The organism is Bradyrhizobium sp. AUGA SZCCT0177 (genome assembly GCF_018130125.1).
Lineage (GTDB): Bacteria > Pseudomonadota > Alphaproteobacteria > Rhizobiales > Xanthobacteraceae > Bradyrhizobium.
On sequence record NZ_JAFCMA010000031.1, the window covers coordinates 1 to 25,709 of the forward strand.

General features: G+C 60.0%; 22 protein-coding genes and 1 tRNA gene. 10 read left to right on the top strand and 13 right to left on the bottom strand.

The window, feature by feature from the left end:
* A partial coding sequence (locus JQ597_RS29470) for a Crp/Fnr family transcriptional regulator (protein ID WP_212268991.1) occupies positions 1–463 on the bottom strand: 463 nt, incomplete at its 3' end.
* A 335-nt stretch (positions 464–798) separates the two neighbouring features.
* Here JQ597_RS29470 and JQ597_RS29475 point away from each other — a divergent pair.
* Positions 799–1,770 carry an NAD(P)H-dependent flavin oxidoreductase gene (locus JQ597_RS29475; protein ID WP_212268992.1) on the top strand — a complete coding sequence of 324 codons (972 nt, stop codon included), beginning with the start codon at positions 799–801 and terminating at the stop codon, positions 1,768–1,770.
* Positions 1,771–1,986: 216 nt separating this feature from the next.
* Here the strand turns inward: JQ597_RS29475 and JQ597_RS29480 are convergent, their stop codons facing one another.
* Positions 1,987–2,991: an NAD(P)H-dependent flavin oxidoreductase gene (locus tag JQ597_RS29480; protein WP_212268993.1), complete on the bottom strand. Its 1,005-nt coding sequence runs from the start codon at positions 2,989–2,991 to the stop codon at positions 1,987–1,989.
* A gap of 206 nt (positions 2,992–3,197) precedes the next feature.
* Positions 3,198–3,611 carry a GFA family protein gene (locus JQ597_RS29485; RefSeq protein ID WP_212268994.1) on the bottom strand — a complete coding sequence of 138 codons (414 nt, stop codon included), beginning with the start codon at positions 3,609–3,611 and terminating at the stop codon, positions 3,198–3,200.
* Positions 3,612–3,716: 105 nt separating this feature from the next.
* On the opposite strand from JQ597_RS29485, the gene JQ597_RS29490 reads away from it, so the two are divergent.
* Complete coding sequence (locus JQ597_RS29490) at positions 3,717–4,616, top strand: LysR family transcriptional regulator (RefSeq protein ID WP_212268995.1); 900 nt, start codon at positions 3,717–3,719, stop codon at positions 4,614–4,616.
* Positions 4,613–4,756 (top strand): hypothetical protein, encoded by a 144-nt coding sequence (locus JQ597_RS29495; protein WP_212268996.1) that lies wholly within the window; start codon positions 4,613–4,615, stop codon positions 4,754–4,756. Before JQ597_RS29490 ends, JQ597_RS29495 begins: the two co-directional genes overlap by 4 nt.
* A gap of 543 nt (positions 4,757–5,299) precedes the next feature.
* Here JQ597_RS29495 and JQ597_RS29500 read toward each other — a convergent pair.
* From JQ597_RS29500 to JQ597_RS29510, 3 genes are all read right to left on the bottom strand, one after another.
* Positions 5,300–5,890, bottom strand: coding sequence for a thermonuclease family protein (locus tag JQ597_RS29500; RefSeq protein WP_212268997.1), 591 nt, complete (start codon positions 5,888–5,890; stop codon positions 5,300–5,302).
* A gap of 506 nt (positions 5,891–6,396) precedes the next feature.
* Complete coding sequence (locus tag JQ597_RS29505) at positions 6,397–7,620, bottom strand: hypothetical protein (RefSeq protein ID WP_212268998.1); 1,224 nt, start codon at positions 7,618–7,620, stop codon at positions 6,397–6,399.
* Between the two features lie 629 nt (positions 7,621–8,249).
* A tRNA-Ser gene (locus JQ597_RS29510) sits at positions 8,250–8,339 on the bottom strand.
* Positions 8,340–8,533: 194 nt separating this feature from the next.
* On the opposite strand from JQ597_RS29510, the gene JQ597_RS29515 reads away from it, so the two are divergent.
* Positions 8,534–8,878, top strand: coding sequence for a hypothetical protein (locus JQ597_RS29515; RefSeq protein ID WP_212268999.1), 345 nt, complete (start codon positions 8,534–8,536; stop codon positions 8,876–8,878).
* Between the two features lie 17 nt (positions 8,879–8,895).
* Here JQ597_RS29515 and JQ597_RS29520 read toward each other — a convergent pair whose 3' ends face one another.
* From JQ597_RS29520 to JQ597_RS29535, 4 genes are all read right to left on the bottom strand, one after another.
* Positions 8,896–10,356: a trehalose-6-phosphate synthase gene (locus tag JQ597_RS29520; RefSeq protein ID WP_212269000.1), complete on the bottom strand. Its 1,461-nt coding sequence runs from the start codon at positions 10,354–10,356 to the stop codon at positions 8,896–8,898.
* A 208-nt stretch (positions 10,357–10,564) separates the two neighbouring features.
* Positions 10,565–11,401, bottom strand: a complete 837-nt coding sequence (gene otsB / locus JQ597_RS29525; RefSeq protein ID WP_212269001.1) for a trehalose-phosphatase — start codon at positions 11,399–11,401, stop codon at positions 10,565–10,567.
* Positions 11,402–11,407: 6 nt separating this feature from the next.
* Complete coding sequence (locus JQ597_RS29530; protein ID WP_212269002.1) at positions 11,408–12,901, bottom strand: MFS transporter; 1,494 nt, start codon at positions 12,899–12,901, stop codon at positions 11,408–11,410.
* A 1,141-nt stretch (positions 12,902–14,042) separates the two neighbouring features.
* Positions 14,043–16,013, bottom strand: a complete 1,971-nt coding sequence (locus JQ597_RS29535) for a methyl-accepting chemotaxis protein (RefSeq protein WP_212269060.1) — start codon at positions 16,011–16,013, stop codon at positions 14,043–14,045.
* Between the two features lie 489 nt (positions 16,014–16,502).
* On the opposite strand from JQ597_RS29535, the gene JQ597_RS29540 reads away from it, so the two are divergent.
* The 4 genes from JQ597_RS29540 (at position 16,503) to JQ597_RS29555 (ending at position 21,503) form a co-directional block, all read left to right on the top strand.
* A complete protein-coding gene (locus JQ597_RS29540; protein WP_192735652.1) occupies positions 16,503–16,988 on the top strand; it encodes a (2Fe-2S)-binding protein in 486 nt (161 codons plus the stop codon).
* An 88-nt stretch (positions 16,989–17,076) separates the two neighbouring features.
* Positions 17,077–19,416, top strand: a complete 2,340-nt coding sequence (locus JQ597_RS29545; protein ID WP_212269003.1) for a xanthine dehydrogenase family protein molybdopterin-binding subunit — start codon at positions 17,077–17,079, stop codon at positions 19,414–19,416.
* Positions 19,417–19,429: 13 nt separating this feature from the next.
* Positions 19,430–20,230, top strand: a complete 801-nt coding sequence (locus JQ597_RS29550) for an FAD binding domain-containing protein (RefSeq protein ID WP_212269004.1) — start codon at positions 19,430–19,432, stop codon at positions 20,228–20,230.
* A gap of 160 nt (positions 20,231–20,390) precedes the next feature.
* A complete protein-coding gene (locus JQ597_RS29555; RefSeq protein ID WP_212269005.1) occupies positions 20,391–21,503 on the top strand; it encodes a CaiB/BaiF CoA transferase family protein in 1,113 nt (370 codons plus the stop codon).
* 149 nt (positions 21,504–21,652) lie between these two features.
* Here JQ597_RS29555 and hppD read toward each other — a convergent pair whose 3' ends face one another.
* Positions 21,653–22,768: a 4-hydroxyphenylpyruvate dioxygenase gene (gene hppD, locus JQ597_RS29560; RefSeq protein WP_212269006.1), complete on the bottom strand. Its 1,116-nt coding sequence runs from the start codon at positions 22,766–22,768 to the stop codon at positions 21,653–21,655.
* Between the two features lie 124 nt (positions 22,769–22,892).
* Here hppD and JQ597_RS29565 point away from each other — a divergent pair, with 124 nt between their 5' ends.
* The gene (locus JQ597_RS29565) at positions 22,893–23,363 is read left to right on the top strand and encodes an Lrp/AsnC family transcriptional regulator (RefSeq protein ID WP_212269007.1); all 471 of its coding nucleotides are present in this window, start codon (positions 22,893–22,895) and stop codon (positions 23,361–23,363) included.
* A 48-nt stretch (positions 23,364–23,411) separates the two neighbouring features.
* On the opposite strand, the gene JQ597_RS38360 is transcribed toward JQ597_RS29565, so the two are convergent.
* Together JQ597_RS38360 and JQ597_RS29575 are read right to left on the bottom strand one after the other, a co-directional pair.
* Entirely contained in the window at positions 23,412–24,620 is a 1,209-nt protein-coding gene (locus JQ597_RS38360; RefSeq protein WP_212269008.1) for a tetratricopeptide repeat protein, read from the bottom strand.
* Between the two features lie 36 nt (positions 24,621–24,656).
* Complete coding sequence (locus JQ597_RS29575; RefSeq protein ID WP_212269009.1) at positions 24,657–25,187, bottom strand: hypothetical protein; 531 nt, start codon at positions 25,185–25,187, stop codon at positions 24,657–24,659.
* A 178-nt stretch (positions 25,188–25,365) separates the two neighbouring features.
* Between JQ597_RS29575 and JQ597_RS29580 the strand changes: the two genes are divergently transcribed.
* On the top strand, positions 25,366–25,677 hold the full coding sequence (locus tag JQ597_RS29580) for a DUF1272 domain-containing protein (RefSeq protein WP_212269010.1): 312 nt from the start codon (positions 25,366–25,368) through the stop codon (positions 25,675–25,677).
* Positions 25,678–25,709: the final 32 nt, after the last annotated feature.

Below are 25,709 nucleotides of genomic sequence, written 5' to 3' on the forward strand. Positions count from 1 at the left end.
CGAGCAGAAGCAGCAGCCGCGCAAGTCGTTTCTCACTCGAATTAAATAGTTGGTCGATCAAATCGTCTTCAACCCGGCTGTTTCGGGTCAATAGATAAGCTACAAATAGCTCCGAAAACTTCGGTTCGTCATGCAGGACCGCAATCATTGCAGACTTTGATATCGAGGTGATCAGGCTTTCTTCCGTCGCCGTGCTCGTTGCGATCCGTAGGGAGTGGCCATTCATACACCCTTCGCCGAAGAACTGGCCGGGTTCTAAAATACCGACGACCGCTTCCTTGCCTTGGTCAGATAGCACGACAATTTTGACGCCGCCCTTCTGAAGGTAGAAAATCGTATCGGCGACTTCTCCTTGAGAGAAGATGATCTGATCCTTGCGATAAACCGATATCGTTTTTCCCGTCCCAACTTTGGCGAGAAACGCCAGAGGGTCAAACGGGTTCTTGGTGCGCTCAATTGCCATGTCTTGGCCCGCGGAAGGTGCGCAGCGCAGCTATTATACGCCACCACCATTTCAAATAGAACGGCAAAATGGAGCCAAATGGGGCGGGTCACAAGATAGAGGAGCCCGCTCGGGGGCGGGCGTATCGCGACGTCCGTTGTTGGTCAATCGCGTCGGTTTGACGGTCGGCCAGCCACTTCCGGTCTACCCCCGTCAACGGACATCGCCAGATCGTCTCGGCTCTTCCGCTTCGTGCCACAAACGGACCTTCTCTGTGGCTATGTGGGGCATCTCATGTGACAGTGTTTGACGTTTGCCAGCAACGATCAGCCGGCGCGCTGAGAGAAACATACAACATGATCACAACAAGGTTCACCGAGTTGGTTGGTTGTACAATCCCGATCCAGCAAGCCGGAATGGGCGCGGTATCTCCTCCGGAACTGGCGGCGGCAGTATCGGAAGCCGGTGGCCTCGGGATGCTCGGTATGGCCCATCTGGGGTTGACTCCTGCTTCGCTCTCAAACCACCTCGACCGACTGTGTGCTCTCACCGACAAGCCTTTCGGCGTGAACTTCATCGTCGCGCCCCAGATCAAACAACTCGACCTGCGCTGCGTCGAGATTGCCGCGCGTGCGGCTAGAGTCGTCGAGTTTTTCTACGGCGAACCGGACCGCGCACTCGTAGAGATGGCGCACGGCGGTGGCGCGCTGGTTAGCTGGCAGGTTGGCTCGAAGAGCGAGGCGGTCGCGGCTGCCGACGCCGGATGCGACTTCATCGTGGTGCAGGGCGTCGAGGCTGGCGGTCATGTCCGTGGAAATGTCGAAATGATGACGGTCCTCGGCCAAGTGATCGGGTCGGTCGATGTGCCTGTGCTTGCGGCCGGCGGGATCAGTACCGGCCGTGCGATGGCGGCGGCGCTCGCAGCCGGAGCGGACGGCGTACGCGTGGGGACGCTCTTTGTCGCGGCGACGGAGGCGGCCGCGCACCCCGAGTACGTGGCCGCGCTGATCGCCTCACAGGCCGAAGACACCATCTACACCACGGCATTCTCGCGCAGCTTCCCTCATGCGCCCCATCGCGTCCTCCGTTCGTGCGTCACAGCGGCCGAAGCCTTCCAAGGTGATACGGTCGGCGAGATAACCGCGCTCGACGGCACACGGATGCCGGCGCTGCGTCTCGCAAGCTTTGGTGTTGACAAGACCGCGACGGGAACGATCGCGGCGATGTCCCTCCTTGCCGGCAAATCGGTCGGCGCGGTGACGCAGGTCCAATCGGCAGCGGAAATTCTTCGGAATTTGGTCGATGAGTGCGTTCGGGAGCGCCAATAGGGCGTTGTTCGTCGTTGCTCAAGATGCTCCAAGACCGCGAGGAAACCCTCGCCTGTGTAGACAAGGGTATCGAGTAAGCGGTTCCGCAATATCCGCTCGGGGTCAAGCGTCGTTTTACCGGTCCGCCGATGGCTTCCGGTTTTCAATGAAAGCGGACATCGCCATGACCGGTCAGCATGTCTCAAGGGTGCCAGGACAAACATGCGCCTCGACCATTCAACTTCCTAGCTGCTGTTGAGCTAACCGAAGCAAGATGGCTTGAGCTTCGCCAACAATCTCGCGCACGATCTCTGCTGCGGGTTGTCTCTTGTGAACAAGGGCAACACCCTGTCCAGCCCAGAGCGACAACGCATCTATATCCCCCTCGGAATCAGCGCCGGGCGTGTAGGATCGATAGCGCACAATCGACCCGCGTGATTTCGAGTTAGCCACCATATCACCCTCACCGGGGCGCTTGCCCGCTGCGGGGCGTCCTGCGGCTTCCCACGCAGCGACAGTACTATTGCGCAATACACGATGAGGTGCGTTGGGCCAGCCGATGTCAAACAGTTCTTCGAGATAAACGGTATCGTCTTCCGTGGCCTGCAGTATTCGCTCGCGATAGCGCGGATGAATGGCGGCCTCATCGCTCGCAAGAAAACGGGTCCCGATCCAAGCCCCCGAAGCGCCCAGTGCCAAGGCAGCAGCAAGCCCGCGGCCGTCGGCAATACCGCCCGCTGCAAAGACGGGAACTGGTCCGACCGCATCGACTACTGCGGGAATGAGTGGCATCGTTGCGACGTTACCACGCACATGGCCCCCAGCTTCCCATCCTTGTGCGACAACGGCGTCAACCCCGCTCGCTACTGCGTGCCGCGCTTCCGCAGCCGTGCTAACGGTGTGGAGCACTGTGGCACCACCAGACTTTGCGCGGGCCACAAGGCCTGAAGGATCGCGCCAGAAGAAGGAGATAACCGGCACGCCCTCCTCCAAACAGGCGTCAAGGCGCTCTTCTTGCGGAAACTCTAAGTTCAGATTGACGGCAAACGGTTTAGTCGTGAGAGCGCGAGTTTCGCGGACCAATTGGCGCAATCTCGATACATCCGCCCCCCACAGCGCAAGTGTACCGAGACCGCCAGCGTTGCTGACTGCAGCAGCGAGGGCGGGGCCGACTGCCCCACCCATGGGCGCTTGAATTATTGGAACTTCGATCCCAAGCCGTTCACAACCTGCCGTAATCATTGGGTCACTCCATCAGCAAAATACGCATTCTGGACCAATCGTTGGGCAATATTGTCCGAGTTAGCGCGCTGGGCACGTTATAAGTGCCACCAGCAGACCAAAGCGCCCGCGCAGATCCTCTAGCCCGATGCCGCGGGGAATGGCGGACGACGATGAAGACGCGTTGATCGGCTTCGCTGGATCGATATGGGAAATTGCTGTCCTGCTCAGCCCGGGTTCGCGGGTGCTTGCGTGGCCCCCTCGGGAATACCGACCCAAGGCAGTTTTTCGGCACACCAGATATGCAAGTTGGGCGCGAGCCAGTTCGAGTCGTCGAGCGTGCCAGCCTTGATGAACACGATAGCGCCGTATGCCGCGCCGTGGCTGTAGACGTGTGAGCCGCAATCGCCGCAGAAGAACCGATAGAAGGCCTTGCCGCTCGCGCCGCTGTGGTCCTCGTAGTGGCGCGGACTACCGCGTTCGATGCGGAGTGTGTCCTGCGGCACGGCGACGTTCATCGAGAAAGCAGAGCCCGAGTTCTTGCGGCACGTCCCGCAATGGCAGACCACTTGCATCACCGGCTCAGCGCCGGAGCGGTAGCGTACGGCGCCGCAGAGGCACCCTCCCTCGATCGTCGGCATCGCATCTGCCTCCCTGCTGTTCACTCCCGTGTGGAAATCCGTGAAACGACCATACCCAGCGACCTGACATTGCTCTAATCGCGATACTATGGTTCTAATATTGCTATGGCCAATATCAGGAAAGTTGATCTCAACCTGCTCGTCGTGCTCGACGCACTGCTCGAAGAACGCAACGTCACGCGAGCGGCCGCGCGGCTCGGCTACACGCAGCCGACGGTTAGCGGCATGTTGATGCGCCTCCGCGACCTCTTTGGCGATCCCCTGTTCGTACGCACCCAACGCGGCCTGCTGGCGACCCCACGAGCACAGGCGCTGACCATTCCATTGAAACAGTTGCTCGACGACAGCCGGCATCTCGTCGCACACGATGCGTTCGATCCGGTTCACGCCGAGGTCACCTTCAGGGTCTCGAGCAACGACTATATGCAGCACGCTGTTCTCACCCCGTTCGTAAAAGTGCTGAGGAGCGAGGCGAGACAGATCCGGTTGGCCATAGTGCCACCGATTATCGAGGGCCTCAGCGAGGCCCTCGCACGCGGGCAGATAGACCTGGCGATCACCGCGGCTCAGTTTGCGATGTCTGATCTGCCGTCACGGCTGCTTTATCGCGACCGCTATGTCGTCGCGGTTCGCCGTCAGCATCCGCTCGCGGGCGATGCGGCCATGACTGTTGAGCGCTTATGCGAATACGATCACGTTGTGGTGTCGCCAACAGGCGGATCGTTCGAGGGCGATCAGGCGTTTGCGCGGCTTCAGCAACGGCGCAAGGTTCGCTATTCCCTGTCAACCTTCCTGCTCATTCCGGAGATATTGCAGACGGACGATCTTGTGGCGCTCGTTCCATCTCGCCTCCTGCGTCAGCACAATAAGCGGCTGTTCGTGCGCGAGCTCCCTTTCCAAGTCCCCAGTTTCGAGGTGATTGCCGTTTGGCATCCGCGCAACGAGAAGGATAAAGCCCATCGTTGGCTGCGTAGTCGATTAGCGGAAATTGCAAAACTCCCGTGATCGAGACACTGCTCGATGTCGCACAAACCGGCGCCATTGCCTGGTTCGGCGCAAGCGAAACGCGCCGTGCTAATAAGCGCACAGTTACGGCTTCTGCGCCGCAGCACTCTCGTGAACTGCTGGTGGTTCAATTAGGCTAAGTCGGCTGCTGCACGGGTCGACGCGCTTAATCTTGTAGAACTTGCGCCGGAGGATCGATGATGGGTTGACCGCTTTCACGCATCAATCCCAATGCAAGTAGGGCACGTCCGACGATTGAAAATCACCTGCCGCTCACGCCTCTTTCGTAGTCGACGACCTCGCCCCAATTCGGCCGGGGGTCAACCCAGCCAACGCTACCGCACTTCGTACACTTCAGGTGCGCGCATATGTCGGCCCAATCCCATTCCGGCAGGTCGTCCAGCTTCACGCACGCCGAATGCCAGCAACGTTCGCGCGGGTCGCCAACCGGCGGGCCGATGCAATAGACAAGAATGGACTTGAAGCCAGCCGCCTTCGCGGTCGTCGGCGTCCCGCCGGACCAATATCGGAGTTGGGAATTGGGTTTTCTACGCCACGGCATGGTGCATCAAAGCGCAGCCGGGTCGGACTCACGAATCACACCACCGCTTGCGACCGGAACAGCATCGCGGCGCGACCGGCGGCGGGTGTGGATATGTCGGCGAGAGAATCGGAAGCCTGCATCAACACCAAGGGCGGGGCAGCGCTGGACAGCTAGTCGCTCCGCACACGAACCGAACTGCCAACCCTTCGCCGATCAGAGTTGACCCAACGTCTACGCCATTGACCCGGAGCGTTCCGCAGCGGCGGCCGAAGTTGCAGGCATTGGTGCCTTCCGTTCCCACCGGACAAGAGCAAGCGACTTGCTGGAAATCTGGACGACCGCCGTTGACAAGTTCGCGCAGCCGCCGTTGAGCGGCTTCGCCCTTCTGGCGCTCCGCTTCGCATCGCGCGCGGTTGCCTGTTTCGGGCGCGTTGAAGCCTACCAAGCGGACGTTCGATCCACCGTCGCCAAGACCAATAGTATCCCCATCGACGACATACACCGAAATTGAAGCGGGGGCAGAAACCGATTTGGTTGGGCTCGCTATCTTCAGGTCATTGGAAAACTTCGGCCAGGCTAGGGCGGCCACTAAACCGATCAGAACGCAAAGGACGATCAAGCCAGAAAAATAGAGCGAGCCGCGCGGCTTCGATTTGAACCCATCGATCATCTTAAACCGCTTCGGGTCGGCCCATTTGATTCTGCGAAATTTGTGGACGTTGTCGGGCATGGCCCCATCATCTTAGCGTTCACGCGGTAAAGCCACTGACCTTGACCGCGTCTTCGAAGCGTCGGGGCGCGAGCGCTGGCGTTGTGCTCCTTATGCAACCGCGAACGACGTTAGGACGGCGTTGATACGTTCGTCGGTTGTCGGCTTTCATTTTAATCAAATCGGAACGAAGCGCTTTAGAGTGCCTTGAACCAGTGCCGCACCGGTCGGGGGAATCGTACAATGAAAATCTTAGCAGCTTTGAGCCGGGTCGCCTCCCCGCCGGAAAGGCCAACCCCGCGCGCCCGCCCGTTCGACGATGGTCTTGTCGAACTCGCCCGATTGATCGCGCGCGAAGTGCCTGCCGGGGACGCTGAGGCCTCGTCAACCGCCCCCAGCGCCAACCCGCCTCAGAGCGAACGCAGATAGCGCTCAACGGCCGAATAGGCAGATTGACCCCGAGGGCGCTACCTACCCCCGACCTACCCCGCCTGATTTTTGAGGGCGCACGCCCTACGCGCAAGAATTCATGTGCCTCCCGATTTAAAATCGTGGACATCGATTGATGTCTTACAGCTCACGTTGGCTTGATAATTAGCATCGCTTGTCCGAAGCAATTCGCGAGTGAGTGTATGCACCAGCTCGACTAGATCGCTCAGCTTTTTGTCTTCCTCCTCGTGCGAAAACGGCGATATCAATATCCCGTGCATCACCGAGTTGCGTATTTCGTTCCAGGCCGAAAACTGAGCTGGCGTAATTATCGCCTTCGCTTTGAGGCTCCGAAGGTTGTTTTTGGTTGTTTCCTTTTCGAAGTTAAAATTGTGTACAGCTGTGACTGCCGTTCCCTTTAGGCGCACAGGAGCCGTTGAGTTCTCAATCACCTTAACAAGGGCGGCCTTTTCGACCTTCTCAGCATTTTTGTCTCGCATGGTCATCGGCTTCACCGGTCTCAGCAGCTTGGTCAAACCCTCGCTTGCGCTTGCTAGAGTTAGAGCCATCACCCAACGCGACGCCAATGCAACTTGGCCCAACTCATCATAAAAGCGAGTTATGGGGTGTGGCTCGAAATTGGGATGACCACGGTCATCCCGCGCGAGCGCAATCAAATTGAGAAATCGGCTGTACCATTCAAAGAAATCGCCCCACTTTGCATCATCTCCCCAGTGCCAAAACGCAGACCAAACCGCGTTCTTCACCTGCGGCACGGTCGAGACAAACACTATCGAACGATCGCCCAAGTTTCGGGCATGGAGGCGCGGCATAGCCGGTTGACCGAACAAAATTCGAAGCGGTTCGACCAACCAAGCCTCTGTGAATGTTGGCGGTAGCTGTTCTGAGTGAGAAGCCGTTATCATGACGCAACCGGCTTTCGTATCGTAACTGAACGAAATGGTCGAACCGAGCATCTCAATTTTCTTTTCCTTATGGCCGATCATCGCAAGCGCCAAAGGATGGTGTCGATCAACAGAATAAATCAGTTCGGTGCATGAGGATCGAGTGATGCTCTCACTCGCATCATCGCGGATCAGCGACTGCAATTCGCCCTCAAACCTTCCCTCGCTCGGGTTCCAGGTATGGGGTATAGTGTAACCACAAGTCCACTCGATCCCGTCAGCGTCAACGCCTTCAAGACGCATGCGAGCGATGCCGTCATACGAATGCTCACGTTGGTAACGCATGGTGTCGAGAAGCGATTTTCCATCCACCGCGGATGCTTGAAATTTGTATGATAAATTCGACAGAGATTGCATGCGGATTTCCCCGCTGCCGGTGGCGAGCGCGGATGGTAAGTGATCTCGTCCGATCAACTGCATCCTAGGGAAAGTGAGAACTTTCGGAGTGATCAGAAATGATCGCCATCGGTCTAGCGTTGCCAACGTAGGCCCCTTAATTCACGACCGGACTAGAGTGGCAGCCCATCGAATATGCTGCCTTGAAGAAATTGATTGACGGCCCGACCCCGCTTCTTCTCAATTGAACCGGAAGCGCTAAACGCGTGCAAGGTGCATCGCCACACTCTCAACAGTGCTACGGCGGTGGATCGGCGGCTCTGCGAAAGGGTGTATGCTAAGGTGTATGCATTGGTTACAAATAGCTAAGTGGCTGAATAAGCAATAATTGTCATCGTTTTCGGCGGACACTCTCGTAACCGAGCCGCGACGAGGGAAACCGGAGACTGGGTTTCTTTCGTCTTGCGGTTGAACTCTGGGTCGGAGCGTCCCAAAATCCTGAAGTTTCTGTCTAGCCCAAGCGCAAACACCCGCGCTCCCCTCTCGCCGCGGTTTCGGCTTTAGCGACGGCAAGTGCGAAACTGATCCGGGGGTCGATCCGGGGGTTAGTTTCCATTTTCCGCATAAAATTTAGCATTTTCAGGTGCTTCTGGCGGAGAGAGTGGGATTCGAACCCACGGTACGGTTTCCCGCACACACGCTTTCCAAGCGTGCGCCTTAAGCCACTCGGCCATCTCTCCGGAGGCCCTCTCTTGAAGGGGCAGGACACATTTTGCAAGGGACCGCGGACCCGCGCGCTGAAATTTCCCCAATTGTCTGAATTTATTGGGTAATTTGTCCCTAATGTCGGCCTGGGCAACAGCTTGGCGCTGGGCCTTGAACCGGAATCAGGGTATCGCCGACGACCATACGGCAACCACGGGCGGAGAACGGCATGATGATCACGCGAGCGCTTTCATTCGCCACCCTGATAGCGGCGCTGGTCGCAGGCGCCGCGGTCCCCGCCATGGCGCAATCCTGCACCCGCCAGGGCGTCGATGTGAGTTGCGACGACGGAAGGCGCGGCATCCTTTCGGGGGAAGCGATCATCTGGGCCGACGGCACGCGCTCGAGCCTGGCCTCGCCGCATCCGAGCGTCATCATCGGCAACAAATCGTCCGTCATCGTCGGAAAAGGCGTATTCGTCGGGAAGGGCAACGGCGTGGTGCCGATGGAGAATCCGAGCGATCCGCGCCGGGCACGCTGTCCGGTGCTGGATGGCGTCTCCTATTGCTACTGAGCTGTTCGTGGACGTCTCTAATGATACCGCGCGCCGTTATTGACGGAGCGTAGCGGCAACCGGGTCGGCGTATCAGCCGTGACAGGTTCCAAAGGGCCACTATCGAGCTGGCTTTCCTGCAGCGCGTCGATGAAATCGGCAAACCATTGCTGGATCGTGCCGCCGCGCAGCTTTTCCATCATCGCCTCCCAGCGCATCCGCCGTTCGGTCAGCGGCATCGAAAGCGCCGTTGAGATGGTGCGGGCCATGCCGTCGATATCGTGCGGGTTTACCAGCAATGCGGTGTCGAGTTCGTTGGCGGCGCCGGCGAATTTCGACAGCACCAGCACGCCGGGGTCGGCGGGATTTTGGGCGGCGACATATTCCTTGGCGACGAGATTCATGCCGTCCTGCAGCGGCGTCACCACGCCGACCTGCGCGGTGCGGTAAAGCCCCGCGAGCACAGCCTGGCCAAAGCCCTTGTTGAGATAGCGGATCGGCGTCCAGTCGACTTCGCCGTGGACGCCGTTGACGTCGCTCACGAGTCTGGCGACATCGCTCTGCAGATTGCCATAGGCTTCGATTGCGCCGCGCGACGGGGTCGCGATCTGCAGCAGCGACACGGTGCGCAACAGCTGCGGATGCAACGCCCACATCCGGTCGAACGCCTTGATGCGGTTGATCAGCCCCTTGGAATAATCCAGCCGGTCGACGCCAATCGCGAGCTTCTCGCCATTCAGGCTGCGCCGCAGCCGCGACACATCCGGATGGGTCGTGGCCTTGGCGGCCTGCTGGGCGAATTTCTGCGGATCGATGCCGATCGGAAATACCGCGGCGCGCGTCCGGCCATGGCGCGAGACGACGATCCCGTCCTGCACGGCGAGCCCGAGATCTGACTGCGCGTAAGCCAGGAAATTCTCGCAATCCTCTTCTGTCTGGAAACCGATGAGATCATAGGCCAGCATCGCCTCGATCAGATCGCGATGGTGCGGCACGCCTGATATCACCGAGCGCGTCGGCCACGGCGTATGCAGGAAGAATCCGATCGGCTGTGTTACGCCGAGATCACGCAGCTCGGCGCCGAGCGCGAGAAAATGATAGTCCTGAACCCAGAACGCGGAGTCCGGCTTTTTGAAGCGCAGCAATGCGCGCGCCATGAAGGCGTTCACTTCGCGATAGCTGACGTAATCGTCCTGGGAGGCGCGAATCAGATCGGCGCGGGAATGCAGCGCCGGCCACAGCGCCGAATTCGCAAAGCCCTCATAATATCCGCCGTAATGCGCCGCCGGCAGATCGAGCATGGCAAGCGCGCCCGCGCCCAATGCTTCAATTTCGGCGAAAGGTTCCTTCAGGTTCCCGTCACGCACGCGACCGCTGGAACCGACCCAAATCGCCCCGGACTTCTCGACAACCGGCAATAAAGCCGCCGCGAGGCCACCGGTCATGGGTTCATTGGGCTTTCCGCGCGCAACGCGGTTCGAGACGACGACGAGGTTCACAGGTCCCCTCCTGTTGCTGCACTCGCGAATTAACAACCATTCATCAATATGGTTCCTGGCCAACCTTTCAACGAATTGAAACCAAATTCGGGCTGGCGGGGACGGAACTCACCTGATCTCACGAAAAAGAAAATTTTTCGCGAGATGATGGTGATGCGTCAGGGAACTGTGTTCTAAAACCGGCGCCATTTGAAAAATCGTGCGCTGATCATGGCAACGCCGCGTCTCTTTCGTCGTCGAGCAGGTGCGCTAGAAACTCCCGGACATCGCTCGGCGAATCGAAATGTCCCTGCACGCCTTGCGCGCGGCGACCGACAGAGAATGCGAGACCATCGTAATCAGGCATAATGCCGAACACCGTTTCGTCGGTGACGTCGTCGCCGATGAAGAGCGGACGGCGGCCCTTGAACGGTTCGCGCGTCATCAGCTCGCGCACGCCGGTCGCCTTGGTGAAACCGGAATGCTTGATCTCGCAGACGCATTTGCCCGGCAGCACTTCGATCGGCGCATTCGGCAGGTCGGCCCTGATCAGCGACACCGCTGCATAGATCGCCTTCTCCGCATGCGGCGCCAGGCGATAATGCAGCGCCAGTGAATAGCCCTTGTCTTCCAGCAGTATTCCCGGACTGAGCTTGGCAATCGCCGCCAGGCGGCGCTTCAATTCCCTGTCCATCGGCGGCGCATGGGAATCGACCGATTCGTTGTCGGGATCGATGCGCATTTCCGCGCCATGGCCGCCGACGGCCGGGAATTGCTCCGGCGCGAAGATCAGGTCGATATCGTTGAGCGAGCGGCCGCTGACGAGCGCCAGCGCACCGTTGGTGCGAGCCAACAGCCGGTTCAGCGTCTTCGACAGCCCCGGCGGCACCCAGACCTCGCGCGGCGTCGGCATCAATTCGAGCAGCGTGCCGTCGATGTCGAGCAAGATAGCGGTTTCGCTCAAATGCGGCACCAGCGAGCGCGGCACCGGAACGGTTTCCGGCGCACCTTCCTCCTCGCCAACGATCTCATCTTCCAATGGCATTTCCAACAGATCCTCGTTCATCTTATCCTACTCCACAAAGGCTAGCGGTCGTGCGACAGTTTCGAGCGACTTGCGCTCGGCGGCGACGGCGTAGCGCCATGCCACGGCTGCCGCAACGACCATCAGTGCCGACCCCAACAGGTAGCCGGCGAAAACACTCGTGCGCGATCCCGTATCGATCAATGCACCAAACAAAGCAGGCCCAATTACGCCGCCAATTCCGGTGCCGATCGCATAAAACAGCGCGATCGCCAGTGCGCGCACCTCCAGCGGGAACGTCTCGCTGACGGTGAGATACGCCGCACTCGCCGCGGGCGAGGCAAAGAAGAAGATCACCATCCAGGCGATCGTCTGGGTCTGCGCGGTCAGGGCCCCGATCGAGAACAGATAGCCCGACAGCGCCAGCAGTACACCCGACACGCCATAGGTCAGCGTGATCATCTTGCGGCGGCCCAGCGTGTCGAACAGCCGGCCCAGCAGCAGCGGACCGAGAAAGTTACCCGCCGCGAACGGGAGGATATACCAGCCGACATGATTGGCCGGAATGCCGAAGAAATCGGTCAGGATCAGCGCGAAGGTGAAGAAGATCGCGTTGTAGAAGAACGCCTGCGCGACCATCAGCACGAGGCCAACCATCGAACGCTGGCGATAGACCGTCAACAGGGTGTGCGCGACTTCGCGCAACGGCGTATGGCTGCGCATACGCAATCTGATCTTCGGCAAGACATCCTTCGTCTCATCCCGTACCTGCCCCGCCGACTTCTCGATTGCATCCACGATCGCGTGCGCCTCATCAGGACGGCCATGGATCATCAGCCAGCGTGGGCTTTCCGGAATCCACATCCGCATCACGAACACGACAAGGCCAAGGACGGCGCCGGTCATATAGGCGAGGCGCCAGCCCATATCGGGGCCGATCCACGCCGGATCGAGCAGCACGATCGCGCAGACCGCGCCGAGCGCAGCTCCGAGCCAGAAGCTGCCGTTGATGACGAGATCGGTCCAGCCGCGATAGCGCGCCGGCACCAGCTCCTGGATCGTCGAATTGATCGCGGTGTATTCGCCGCCGATCCCGGCACCGGTCAGGAATCTAAAGAGCGCATAACTTCCCACGCTCCATGAAAACGCGGTTGCCGCGGTCGCCGTGAGATAGACCGCGAGCGTGATGAAGAACAGTTTCTTGCGGCCGATCCGGTCGGTCAGCCAGCCAAAGCCGAGCGCACCGAGCACGGCGCCGGCGAGATAGGCGCTATTGGCCAATCCGACATCGAAATTCGAAAACCGAAGCGTCGGGCTTTCCTTCAACGCACCGGACAAGGCGCCGGCCAGCGTGACTTCCAGCCCATCCAGAATCCAGGTGATCCCGAGCGCCAGCACGACGCGGGTATGAAATCCGCTCCAGCGCAAATCATCGAGCCGCGCCGGAATGGAAGTTTCGATGACGCGATCATTATCCTGCCGCACGGCCGCGGCGGCGGGATCATTCGCTGCCGAACGTTTCCCTGTCAGCTGCACACCCATGGGAATTGAACCAATGAAAAAACACCCGGAACGCCCCAGCCCCAAGGTTCTTTGGCCCGAATTAAGGCAGACGTGATGCCCGCCACGGGGAGACAACGTCCGCGTGGTGTCATGGTTCCCGCATTGCGGCAGGGGAGCCGTGCGGATTTAGCACCGCGGTTCCTTCGCATCATTGCGAGTCAACGGGTCGCAATGACGGAGGATAGTGCGACTCCACTCGATCCTGTCGTCGTCATGCGCGGGCAGCCACCACCATTTGTCGTCCCGGCCTCGAGCCGGGACCCATACCGCGTGATGCTCATTGTTGCAGAAGGTATTTGACACTTGCGTTCTCACCGATGGGCCGCGGCGTATGGGTCCCGGCTCAAGGCCGGGACGACGGCGGTACTTGTTGCGCGACCGTCATACAAAACGCGGTTTCGCGATCTCGCGACGCGATGCGCCCGAGCTTTGCCAGAAACTTCCCGCCCTCGAAAATGAGGGCGCAGGGAAGACCGGGTGCGCGCTGCACCCGCGGTCTCGCGTGCGGTTTGCACAAAACAAAGTGCACACGAGCATACAGGGCAGCGGTGAACACCCGGCCTTCCCTGCGCAATGGCTTTACGGCTTATGCCGTGATCTCCCCGGAGACGAGTTCTTGGTTGACTCCGTCGCCGCCGTTCCCGCTTGCGCTTCTCCGACAGCTTGACGCCTGCAACGGGCGCCAGGACCACACGGTTTTGCCGTACGCTTATCCACGCCGTCGTCGAGGCGTAAACCAGCGTCCACCGCAACCCGTCCAACGTCCGTGACGACGGCCGACGCCCTTCTGAGTAGGACGGGATGGCGATAGATGCGCACTGATTTGGGTCGAAGGAAAGGATAATACTTTTGATTTTCGGAAATTTCTGACTTGACACAATTTCTGATAATCGCAACTGATTTGCCCGTCGGGTTGTTTTGTCGCAGGCGACAACGACATTTGCTCTTGCGAGCGAAGCGACTCAGGCGAGAGCGATCCCATTCATGGTCGTCCCGGCGAAGGCCGGGACCCATACGCCGCGGCCGTGGTGATACGGCGAGCCGGCAGAGATTCTTCAAACAACAAACAGTTGTGGCTATGGGTCCCGGCCTTCGCCGGGACGACGATGGAGCGATGTCCTTACGCCGCGCGGATATTCGCCATGAAGCGGTCGAGCTCTTCGCGCAGCCGGGTGCTTTCGCTCGACAGCGTGCGCGCCGAATGCAGTACCTCTTCCGAGGCCGTACCGGTCTCGGTCGCGCCGCGGTTGACCTGCATGATGCTGGCGGCGGCTTCCTCGGTGCCTTGCGCGACGTTCTGAACGCTGCGTGCGATTTCCTGCGTCGCCGTACTCTGCTGTTCGACTGCGTCCGCAATCGTCGTGGCGATGTCGGAGATCTTGCCGATGGTGCCGCCGATTTCCTTGATCGCGGCGACCGATTCCTGGGTTGCGCCCTGCATGCCCGAGATGTGATTGGAGATCTCGTCGGTCGCCTTCGCGGTCTGGCTGGCGAGCGATTTGACCTCGGAGGCGACGACGGCAAAGCCGCGGCCGGCATCGCCCGCGCGGGCGGCCTCGATGGTCGCGTTCAGCGCCAGCAAATTGGTCTGCTCGGCAATCGCCGTGATCAGCTTGACCACGTCACCGATCTCTTGTGCTGCGCGCGACAGTTTTCCGATGCGGTTATCGGTCTGTTCGGCCTGGCGCACCGCGGCTTCCGCAATCTGGCTGGATTCCTTGACGCGGCGGCCGATCTCGTCGACGGAGGCCGAAAGCTCCTCGGTCGCGGACGCCACCGATTGCATGTTGCCGGACGCCTGCTCCGAAGCGCCGGCGACCTGGCTCGACAGGCTCTGGGTGGTTTCCGCCGTTCGCGTCAGCGTTCCCGCCGATGCTTCCAGCTGCACGGCCGAGGCCGAAACGTTGGAGACGATGGCGCCCACCGCGGCCTCGAATTCGTCGGCAAAGCGAATGAGTTCAGTGCGGCGCGCGGCGCTGCTCGCCTTGTTCTGCGCCTCTTGCGTGGCGGCGTCGCGTTCGGCCTTGGCGACCGCCTGGACCTTGAACTCCTCGACCGCGCTGGCCATTTCGCCAAGTTCGTCCTTGCGCCCGAGGCCGGGCAGCACGACATCGAAATTGCCGGCGGCGAGTTCACGCATCGCACCACACATTGCGGTCATCGGCTTGGAAATGCCCTTGCCGAGCAAGAACGCCCAGACACAGCCGAGCAGGAAGCCGCCGGCCGCCAGGATCAGGATCAGCCGTTCGGTTTCGCCAATGCTCGCATTCGACTCCGCCTCGAGCCGCTTCTGATCGGCCAGCAGGCTGGACTTCATGACGGCGGCGCCCTTGCTGATCGCGGTGACGGAATCCGTCATGTCGAGCGTCAGATCGTCGATTTCCTTGGCGTTGTGAATCAGCTTCGCCAGCGCCTCCCGGTAGGCTTCCAGAAGTCCGGCGGACTCCTTGAGGTCGGCCACGACCTTTTCATTCTTTGAGGAAATCGACTTCAGCGAGTTCTCGACGAATTTCAGACGCGCCAACGCGCTGGCGGCCACCGCCTTGTCGGAATTGATGACGAACGTGTTGACCAGTGCGGTGACGGCCTGAAACTGCTCATAGACCTTTTTCGCGCCGAGACTGATGACCTGCTGCTCGGCCTCGTCGGCGTTGCTGGGGAGATCGTCGAGCTTGTAGTGCAGCGACATGCCGCTGCGCGTGAGCTGGTTCTGGGTGATCCGCGCGCTCTCGTCCTTGACCTTGACGACGTCGGCAAAGATCTTGGCAAAGGCGCGGAATTCCCGCTCCAGCTTGGCGAGCTGTTCGAGCCGGCCTGGATCGGTGGTGCCCTTCATCGAGGCAATAATGGCTGCCTTCAGGCTGGCTTCGGCCGCCAGCGTCGCCTTGCCATCCTCTTCCTTGGCCGTGACCACGAAATAGCGGGCGAGCGAACTATAGGAAATCAACTCGCGGTCGATGTCGCGCGCCAGATCGGCTTCCTGCACGCTGCGCCGGTAGGCGTCGACGCCTGCGGAAACGTGTTCAAATCCCATATAGGCAATGCCCATGCTGACCGCCGAGATGGCCAGGGTCACGGCAAAGCCGAGCATGATTTTGGCGCGGAATCGAAAGGTTGGGAGTTTGATCGAGAACAGGCCCGTACGTTTCAGCAATTCCACCTCAAGCCCCCCGTTTTCATTCTGAAAACCCGGATCGGGAGGCCCTGCCCCCGATCCAGTGCGCAAAACTAAGGCACAATGGATAAGGCTGGGTAAATTCCGGCTCCATTCGCCTTGGGTTGCAGGGCTGGAAGCATACTTTTTTGTCTTGGTCCCCCTTTGGGGGCCCGGACGATCTCCGCAAGTATGATGCGGTGCGGGGTGGACGAGACCTCACCCCGTCAATCTACCTTCCGCCACGCGCAGCGCTTTGGCTGCACCTCGGCCCGCCCGCTGGAGCGCGCCGAAGAATCGGCTGATCGACGCCGCGTCGCCGCGAGGATGTCATCACAATGACAAGGGCGACCAAAATCCTAGTTGCAAGTTCCCCCGCCCGTGTTTCTAATTGGAATAATTATAAAACATCGGGAGGTATCACGCGTGTCTACCATCAAATTGACGGTGAACGGCAAGGCTGTCTCAGCCGACGTCGAGGACCGGACCCTCCTCGTCCATCTGCTTCGCGAAAACCTCAACCTGACCGGCACCCATGTCGGCTGTGACACCAGCCAGTGCGGCGCCTGCGTCGTCCATATCGACGGCCGGGCGGTCAAATCCTGCACCGTGCTGGCGGGCCAGGCCGCCGGGTCCAACGTCACCACCATCGAGGGCATCTCGAAGGGCGACGAATTGCACCCGATGCAATTGGCGTTCCGCGACAATCACGGCCTGCAATGCGGCTATTGCACCCCGGGCATGATCATGTCGTCGATCGATATTGTGAATCGCCATGGCGGCAAGCTCGACGAGGAAACCGTTCGGCAGGAGCTGGAAGGCAATATCTGCCGCTGCACCGGCTACCACAACATCGTCAAGGCGGTGCTCGATGCAGCCGGACGCATGAAGGTCTCGCAGGCGGCCGAATAGCTGCCGCAGACTACCAAACCAGCATTCAAAGGCCGCTTCGTTTCGATGGAAATGGCGGAAACAATAACTCCGGTTGGGAGGACAGGACATGGGCGTTGAAGGCATTGGCGCAAGCGTTGTGCGCAAGGAAGACCGCCGTTTCATTACCGGCAAGGGCCGTTACGTCGACGACATCAAGATTGTGGGCCTGACCCACGCGCACTTCATCCGCAGCCCGCACGCCCACGCCAAGGTAAAGAGCATCGATACTTCAGCGGCAAAGGACATGCCCGGCGTGGTCGGCATCCTGACCGGCCAGCAGATCGTCGACGACAAGGTCGGCAATCTGATTTGCGGCTGGGCCATTACGTCGAAGGATGGCACCGGCATGAAGATGGGCGCATGGCCGGCGATGGCGCCGGAGACCGTGCGCTTTGTCGGCCAGGCGGTCGCGGTCGTGATCGCCGAGACCAAGAACCAGGCCAAGGACGCCGCCGAAGCCGTCGTCGTCAACTACGAAGAACTCCCGGCCGCCGCTGATATTCGCGCGGCCATCAAGCAGGGCGCGCCGCAGCTTCACCCTGAAGCGCCCGGCAACGTGATCTACGACTGGACGATCGGCGACGAGGCCGCCACCGAAGCCGCTTTCAAAGCGGCGGCCAACGTGGTTTCGCTCGACATCACCAACAACCGCCTGGTGCCGAACGCGATGGAACCGCGGGCGGCGATCGGCGAATATAATGAGGCGGAGGAGCACTTCACGCTCTATACGACCTCGCAAAATCCGCATGTCGCCCGTCTTGTGCTGTCGGCGTTCTATAACATCGCCCCGGAGCACAAATTGCGGGTGGTGGCGCCCGACGTCGGCGGCGGCTTCGGCTCCAAGATCTTCATCTACCCTGAGGAGATGGTGGCGCTGTGGGCCTCCAAGAAGGTGGGGCGTCCGGTGAAGTGGACCGGCGATCGCACCGAGGCCTTCCTGACCGACGCCCATGGCCGCGATCACCTGACCAATGCCGAACTGGCGCTCGACGCCAACAACAAGATCACCGGCTTGCGCGTCAAGACCTACGCCAATCTCGGCGCCTATATGTCGCTGTTCTCGTCGTCAGTGCCGACCTATCTCTACGCGACGCTGTTGTCGGGCCAGTACAACATCCCCAACATCTTCGCCGAGGTGATCAGCGTCTACACCAACACCACCCCGGTCGACGCCTATCGTGGCGCGGGCCGGCCCGAAGCGAGTTTCGTGGTTGAACGGCTGCTGGAGACGGCGGCGCGGCAGTTGAAGGTCGATCCGGCGGAACTGCGCCGCAAGAACTTCATCACCCAATTCCCGCATCAGACGCCTGTTATCATGGCCTACGACATCGGCGATTTCGGCGCCTCGCTGGACTCGGCGATGAAGGCGATCGACTACGCCGGCTTCCCGGCGCGCAAGGCGAAGGCCAAGTCCGAAGGCAAGCTGCGCGGCATCGGCCTCTCCTGCTACATCGAGGCCTGCGGCATCGCGCCATCGAAAGCGGTCGGCAGTCTTGGCGCCGGCGTCGGCCTGTGGGAATCCGCGGAAGTCCGCGTCAACCCGGTCGGCACCATCGAGATCCTCACCGGCTCGCACAGCCACGGCCAGGGCCATGAAACCACGTTCTGCCAGCTGGTGGCCGAACGCCTCGGCGTTCCCATCAGCCAGGTGCAGATCGTCCATGGCGACACCGACAAGGTGCAGTTCGGCATGGGCACCTACGGTTCGCGCTCGGCCGCCGTCGGCCTGACCGCGATCCTCAAAGCGATGGAGAAGGTCGAGGCCAAGGCGAAGAAGATCGCAGCCCATGCGCTCGAAGCCTCCGAAAGCGACATCGTGATCGAGAACGGCGAGTTCAAAGTCACCGGCACCGACAAGTCGATCGCGCTGCCGATGGTCGCGCTCGCCGCCTACACGGCGCACAATCTGCCCGACGGCATGGAGCCGGGCCTGAAGGAGGGCGCGTTCTACGACCCGACCAACTTCACCTTCCCGGCCGGCGCCTATATCTGCGAACTCGAGGTCGATGCCGCCACCGGCAAGACCTCCTTCGTCAACTTCGTGGCGGCGGACGATTTCGGCCGGCTGATCAACCCGATGATCGTCGAGGGACAGGTCCATGGCGGGCTCGCCCAGGGCATCGGCCAGGCACTGCTCGAAGGCGCGGTGTATGACAGTTCGGGTCAGCTGCTGACGGCGTCGTTCATGGATTACGCCATGCCGCGCGCCGACGATCTGCCGTCGTTCAAACTGAACCACACCACGACGCTGTGTCCGGGCAACCCGCTCGGCGTCAAGGGCTGCGGCGAAGCCGGCGCGATCGGCGCGTCGGCTGCCGTGATCAACGCGATCACGGATGCGATCGGCAACAACAAACTCGAAATGCCGGCGACGCCCGATCGCGTCTGGCACGCCATTCACGGTTGAGAGGGAGAGAATCATGTACGAGACAATTTATCATCGCCCCTCCTCGGTCGACGAAGCCGTGGCACTTTTCGGCAAAGGCTCGGATTCGAAATATCTCGCCGGCGGCCACACGCTGATTCCCGTGATGAAACAGCGGCTGGCCGCGCCGTCCGACGTGATCGATCTCGGCAAGATCAAGGAACTGATCGGGATCGAAGCATCAGGCGATACGCTGACCATCAAGGCGGCCACGACCTATTTCGACATCATGCAAAGCGCAGATGTGAAGAAGTCGATCCCCGCGATCGCCTACCTCACCTCGGTGCTCGGCGATCCCGCAGTCCGCTACCGCGGCACGATCGGCGGCTCGATCGCCAACAACGACCCGGCGGCGGATTTTCCCGCGGCCTTGGTTTCGCTCGGCGCCACCGTGAAAACCAACAAGCGCTCGATAGCGGCGGATGATTTCTTCAAGGGCCTGTTCACGACGGCGCTGGAAGACGGCGAGATCATCACGCAGGTGTCGTTCCCGGTGCCGGCCAAGGCCGGTTACGAGAAGATGCGCCATCCCGCCTCACGCTTCGCGCTGACCGGCGTGTTCGTGACCAAGACCAAGGCCGGCGATGTCAGGGTTGCGGCAACAGGCGCATCGCAAAACGGCGTCATGCGGGTACCGGTGATCGAGACAGCGCTGAAGGCGAACTGGTCGGCCGGCGCGCTCGACAGCGTCAAAGTCTCCGACAGCGGCATGCTCGCCGATATCCACGGATCCGCAGCCTATCGCGCCAACCTGGTCAAGGTAATGGCGCAGCGCGCGGTGACTGCGGCGGGCTAATAACCACTAAACGCAAGTTCCCATGCAAGCGGCGCGCAGCGATGCGCGCCGCTCTGCATTTGGTCAGATTCTTGAGCAAAGAATGCTTGCCACGCGCAGCCGGAGGCGAGACAATTTAGCTAATCAGCTAATTAAAAATACCTTTTTGGGAGAACAAGACGTGCTCGACAAACCCGCCGCCCAATCCGCAGTTCGCGCCTCCGGCCCGCTCGCCGGTTTTCGCATCGTCGAGTTCGCGGGCATTGGCCCGGGTCCGTTCGCCTGCATGATGCTGGCCGACATGGGCGCGGAGGTCGTGACGCTCGACCGCGTCGGCGCCAGGAAGAATTTGAAATCGGTGGCCGGCCGCGGACGGAAAGTCGTCGAACTCGATCTGAAGGACAAGACCGCGGTCGCGGGCGTGCTCGACTTGCTCGCCAATGCCGACGCGCTGATCGAAGGCTTTCGTCCCGGCGTGATGGAGCGGCTGGGCCTCGGGCCCGACGTCGTGATGGCGCGCAATCCGCGCCTGGTGTTCGGCCGCATGACCGGCTGGGGTCAGGAAGGCCCGCTGGCGCAGGCCGCCGGCCATGACATCAACTACATCTCGGTCACCGGCGCGCTCGCCGCGATCGGCACCAAAGAGAAGCCGGTGCCACCGCTCAACCTGGTCGGCGATTTCGGCGGCGGCGCGCTCTATCTCGTGGTCGGTGTCCTCGCGGCGCTTTTGGAAGCGTCCAAATCCGGCAAGGGCCAGGTGGTCGATGCCGCGATGTGCGACGGGGCGGCATCGCTGATGTCGATGTTCTTCGACATGACCGCGATCGGCCGCTGGACCGAAGGACGCGATCAGAATTTCCTCGACGGCGGCGCGCATTTCTATGGCGTTTACGAATGCTCCTGCGGCAATTTCATTTCGATTGGATCGATCGAGCCGCAGTTCTACGCGCTGCTGCGCGAACACGCTGGCCTGACCGACGCCGATTTCGACGCCCAGATGGACCGCAACGCCTGGCCGGCGCTGAAGGAAAAACTCACAAAAGTGTTCAAGAGCAAGAGCCGCGAAGACTGGTGCAAGATCATGGAAGGCACCGACATCTGCTTCGCGCCGATCCTGACCATGGCGGAAGCGCCGAAGCATCCACACAACGCCGCGCGAAAGATCTTTGTCGAACGCCACGGCGTAACCCAGCCCGCGCCGGCGCCGCGTTTTTCGCGCACGCCGTCGGCGATCCGGGATGCGGAGAAGGCGGAGATTGGGGAGCTGACCAGCGCGTGGAAGGCGGGGAGATAGCCCCTGTTGTCGTCCCGGCCTTGAGCCGGGACCCATACGCCGCGGCTCCTCGGTTAAGAACGGCTGTTCGTCGACCTTTCGTCTCACGAACGACGGTGGTTATGGGTCCCGGCTCAAGGCCGGGACGACACCGAGTTTTACGCGCGGGCTTACGCCGCGTCCACCTTCAACACGCCCCTGCGAATCTGATCCTCCTCGATCGATTCGAACAGCGCCTTGAAATTGCCCTCGCCAAAACCGTCGTCGCCCTTGCGCTGGATGAACTCGAAGAAGATCGGCCCGATCGCGTTCGCCGAGAAGATCTGCAGCAGCACCTTGGTATGGCCGCCTTCGACGACGCCTTCGCCGTCGATCAGGATGCCGTCGCGCTGCAGCCGCGCGACGTCCTCGCCATGGCAGGGCAGCCGTGCGTCGATCTTCTCGAAATAAGTCAGCGGCGGCGACGGCATGAACGGCAAGCCGTCGGCGCGCAGCATTTCCACCGTGCCGTAGATGTCCCGCGCGCCGCAGGCGATGTGCTGGATGCCTTCGCCGCGATAGGTGTTGAGATATTCCTCGATCTGGCCGGAATCACCGGCGTCCTCGTTGATCGGAATCCGGATCTTGCCATCCGGACTGGTCAGCGCGCGCGAGAACAGGCCGGAGGCGCGGCCTTCGATGTCGAAGAAACGGATCTGGCGGAAGTTGAACAGTTTTGCGTAGAAGCCGGTCCAGACATCCATGCGGCCGCGATGGACGTTGTGGGTGAGGTGGTCGATATAGAACAGACCGGCGCCGGCGGGACGCGGGTCTTTGGCATCAAGCCATTCGAACTCGCTGTCATAGGCCGAGCCCTTGGCGCCGTAGCGATCGACGAAATACAGCAGGCTGCCGCCGATGCCCTTGATGGCGGGAACGTCGAGCGTCTTCTGCGCGGACGGGATATCCGCGGGTTCCGCGCCGAGCGAGATCGCGCGCGCGTAGGCCTGTTTCGCATCGACCACACGGAACGCCATCGACGGCGCGCAGGGGCCGTGGGCGGCCACGAAATTAAAACCGTGGGTGCCGGGTTCCTCGTTGATGAGGTAATTGATGTCGCCCTGGCGATAGACCGTGATGTTCCTGGTCCTGTGGCGGGCGACCGGCACATAGCCCATCAGCTTGAACAGCGCGTGCAGTTCTTCCGGCCGGGGATGCGCGTATTCGACGAACTCGAAACCGTCGGTGCCCATCGGATTGTCGGCGCTGATGACGGCGGCCGGCGCGTCGTGCGGAAATGGACCCATGGCGGAATCTCCTTCTTGATTTGATCCATGGAGTTTCCGCCAGATCAGGCGCAATGTGCATGCAAATGGCGGCGGGATTGGCTATAGTCATGCACAATTCGTGCATCAAATGGACATTTCGCGCATGATTCCGGTAGACGCTTTCGACCTCAAAATGCTGGCCGCGCTGCAGGACGACGGCCGGCTGACCAACCAACAACTGGCCAATCTGGTCGGCCTGTCGGCATCGCAATGCTCGCGGCGGCGGATGCGGCTGGAGGAAGAGAAGGTGATCGCGGGCTATCACGCCGACCTCGCTAGCGAGGCGCTCGGCTTCAACCTGATCGCCTTCATCCACATCACGCTGGCGACGCATTCGCCCGACAACGCCAAGAAGTTTCGCGCGCTGGTGGGCCGCGTCGACGCGATTCAGGAGGCCTATTCGCTGACGGGTGACGCCGATTATCTGCTCAAAGCCGTGCTGCGCGACCTCAAGAGCCTCTCCGACATCGTCAACAACGTGCTGATGCCGCACCAGAGCGTGGCGCATGTGCGCTCGTCGATCGTGCTGGACCGGTTGAAGGAGAGCGCGAAGCTGCCGCTGAAGGAGCTGTGACGTTCAAATTATGCAGTAATACTGATCCCGCGCCCGGTAACGCCAAAACTAATTTCCCAGCAGCTTGTTCACACTGTTGATCGAAGCAAAGAAGCCTCGATTTCGTGTGAAGATAAACCATGATGGAGCCACCATCGTCCTCAGCTCCTTGAATGACTGCTGGGCGTGGGCCGTCAATTTGTCGACCGATTCTGGCGCCGCGCCGTTTTTTCTACTTTCTTGTGCTTCAAGATACGCCTTTGAATACATCGCGAGGGCAAAAACCTCCAAGCCATAGTAATTTGGGTCTTGATAGAGTTTGTCGCCGAGTTCTGCGTATATGTTCGCCATTCTAAGTTGGTAAGGCTGGACATGACTAAAGTCGAACAGCTTCAGCTCTTTTAGAACTTTTGCGTATGCTGCTGGTGCTTCGCTGGATGCGCCCGTTTCAGCATTCAAGTGTGCAATCGCGACCTCTGCGAGGACTACATCTCGCTTACTCTCGACTTGTAGCTGCTTGTCATCAACAGCTTCCTGAAACGCCTTCTTTGCTTTGTCATAGTCTCCATCGGCCATGTAAGCATAGCCGAGATTGGTTCTTGCGTACGGGAATGTACTGTCTTCCACCAGCGCCTTCGCGAAGTTCTCCTTTGCGGCTTCTACGTCCCCTGAAGCTAGACCGACGTAGCCTAGATCATTGTAAGCTCTGGCGCGCATGCCTGGATGTGTCGACTTGGAGGCCAAGGGCACCGTAAAATCCTTCTTTGCGCTATCGAGGTCCCGCAGGTAGACGTGCGCAATGCCACGAAAGATTTGAGCGCTCGGATGTGCCACGCTTCCGAAGCCGCCGTCCTTGTGAGATTCCAGCAACGTAGCTGCCGCGTCAAATTCAGCTATTGCAGCATCAATACCGGCGGCTTCTGGCTTTGAGCCCGCTTTCAGATTTTGCGTCGATCGCTTAAGCTGATTGACACCTTTAAAAAACCTATACGTGGCAGCCCACAGCGGGTCCGAAGGAGGAGGATCATTAAGCTCCAACAGCGCACCTTCGAAGTCCTGTCGCCCGTACTTCACACAAGCCCTCAGCAATGGTTTCCAGTTCGATCGAGGGTATTCTCTAACAAATCGTTCAAGCAAAAAATCTCCTGTTCGAGCAATGTCATTCTCCAAAAGGCAAATCCGAAGCAGGTTGAAGGCTTGGTAAAGACTCAAGAACTTCTTAGCAAGTGGATCGTCAGTGAAATAACTTTGCGCTTGGGCTAGGTAGCGGTTTTCCACATACTGGTACAGCGAGAGCCGGAGTAGATTTGTGACTTAGCCATATGCAGGACTGGCAGCATATAGTTCTTCGTCGGTCAGGGTCACTCGATTTAGGAAGTATGGGTAGCTTTTTACTTTTCGCGAGAGATCTTGCGCACTAATGAGGCGCTCGGCGAACGGCAGGCTCCAGAGGTCGTAAGTTCTATCCTCGCTTTGAATTTTGATAGGCTCACCGTCAATGGCGATGCCGTTGTCGGGTAATTCGCCCTTCCAGCCGATAACTGTCCGCGTGCAAACAAAACCGAAAACGAAAATCACACAAATAAAGCCGACTAGGCTAAAGAAGACTGTTTCAGAAGTGAGGAGCGGTCTAATCCGACCAAGAATCATGCTCTTTGTTCGCTCCGGAAGAAAGCCGTACGCAGTGCCGATGAGTCCACCTGTCGCAGCTGCGAGGAGAGCACTGACCTTGTCTAGCGTTGTGTCAAAATAATACCAGAGCAACCAACCAATTGTTCCGACCGAAAGCAAAAAAGCCAATACATTTAGAAGCTCTATCGGAATCGATTTCGCTAACCTCTTCATCAAAACGCCCTCCAAAAGGAGCGGGTTGAGATTCAAACTATATTCTACTTATAGTCGATTATACAATCCTAGATTTTTGCAGCCTTTTGGGTCCATGGCCGGATTCGAGGGGTATTCGCCATTATCTTACCCATGCGAATTTGCGATCATCCGTTTGAACCAACGCGAAGAGACCACCATGGCGCTGCAACTCCGGCCGAACTGCGAATATTGCGACAAGGACCTGCCGCCGAACGCGACGGAAGCGCGGATCTGTTCCTATGAATGCACGTTTTGCGCCGACTGCGCCGACAACAAGCTGCACAATGTGTGCCCGAACTGCGGCGGCGGTTTTGCGCCGCGACCGATCCGGCCCGCCACCGAGCGGCGGCCCGGCGTGTCGGTGACAAGACATCCGCCGTCGGAGAAGCGCGTGCACCTGAAATACAGCATCGAGGATGTCGCGGCGCATTGTGCGAAGTTTCGCCATATCCCGCCGGAGCAGCGTTGAGCCGCCCGCCGTCCCGACCAGCGCCGTGTCAT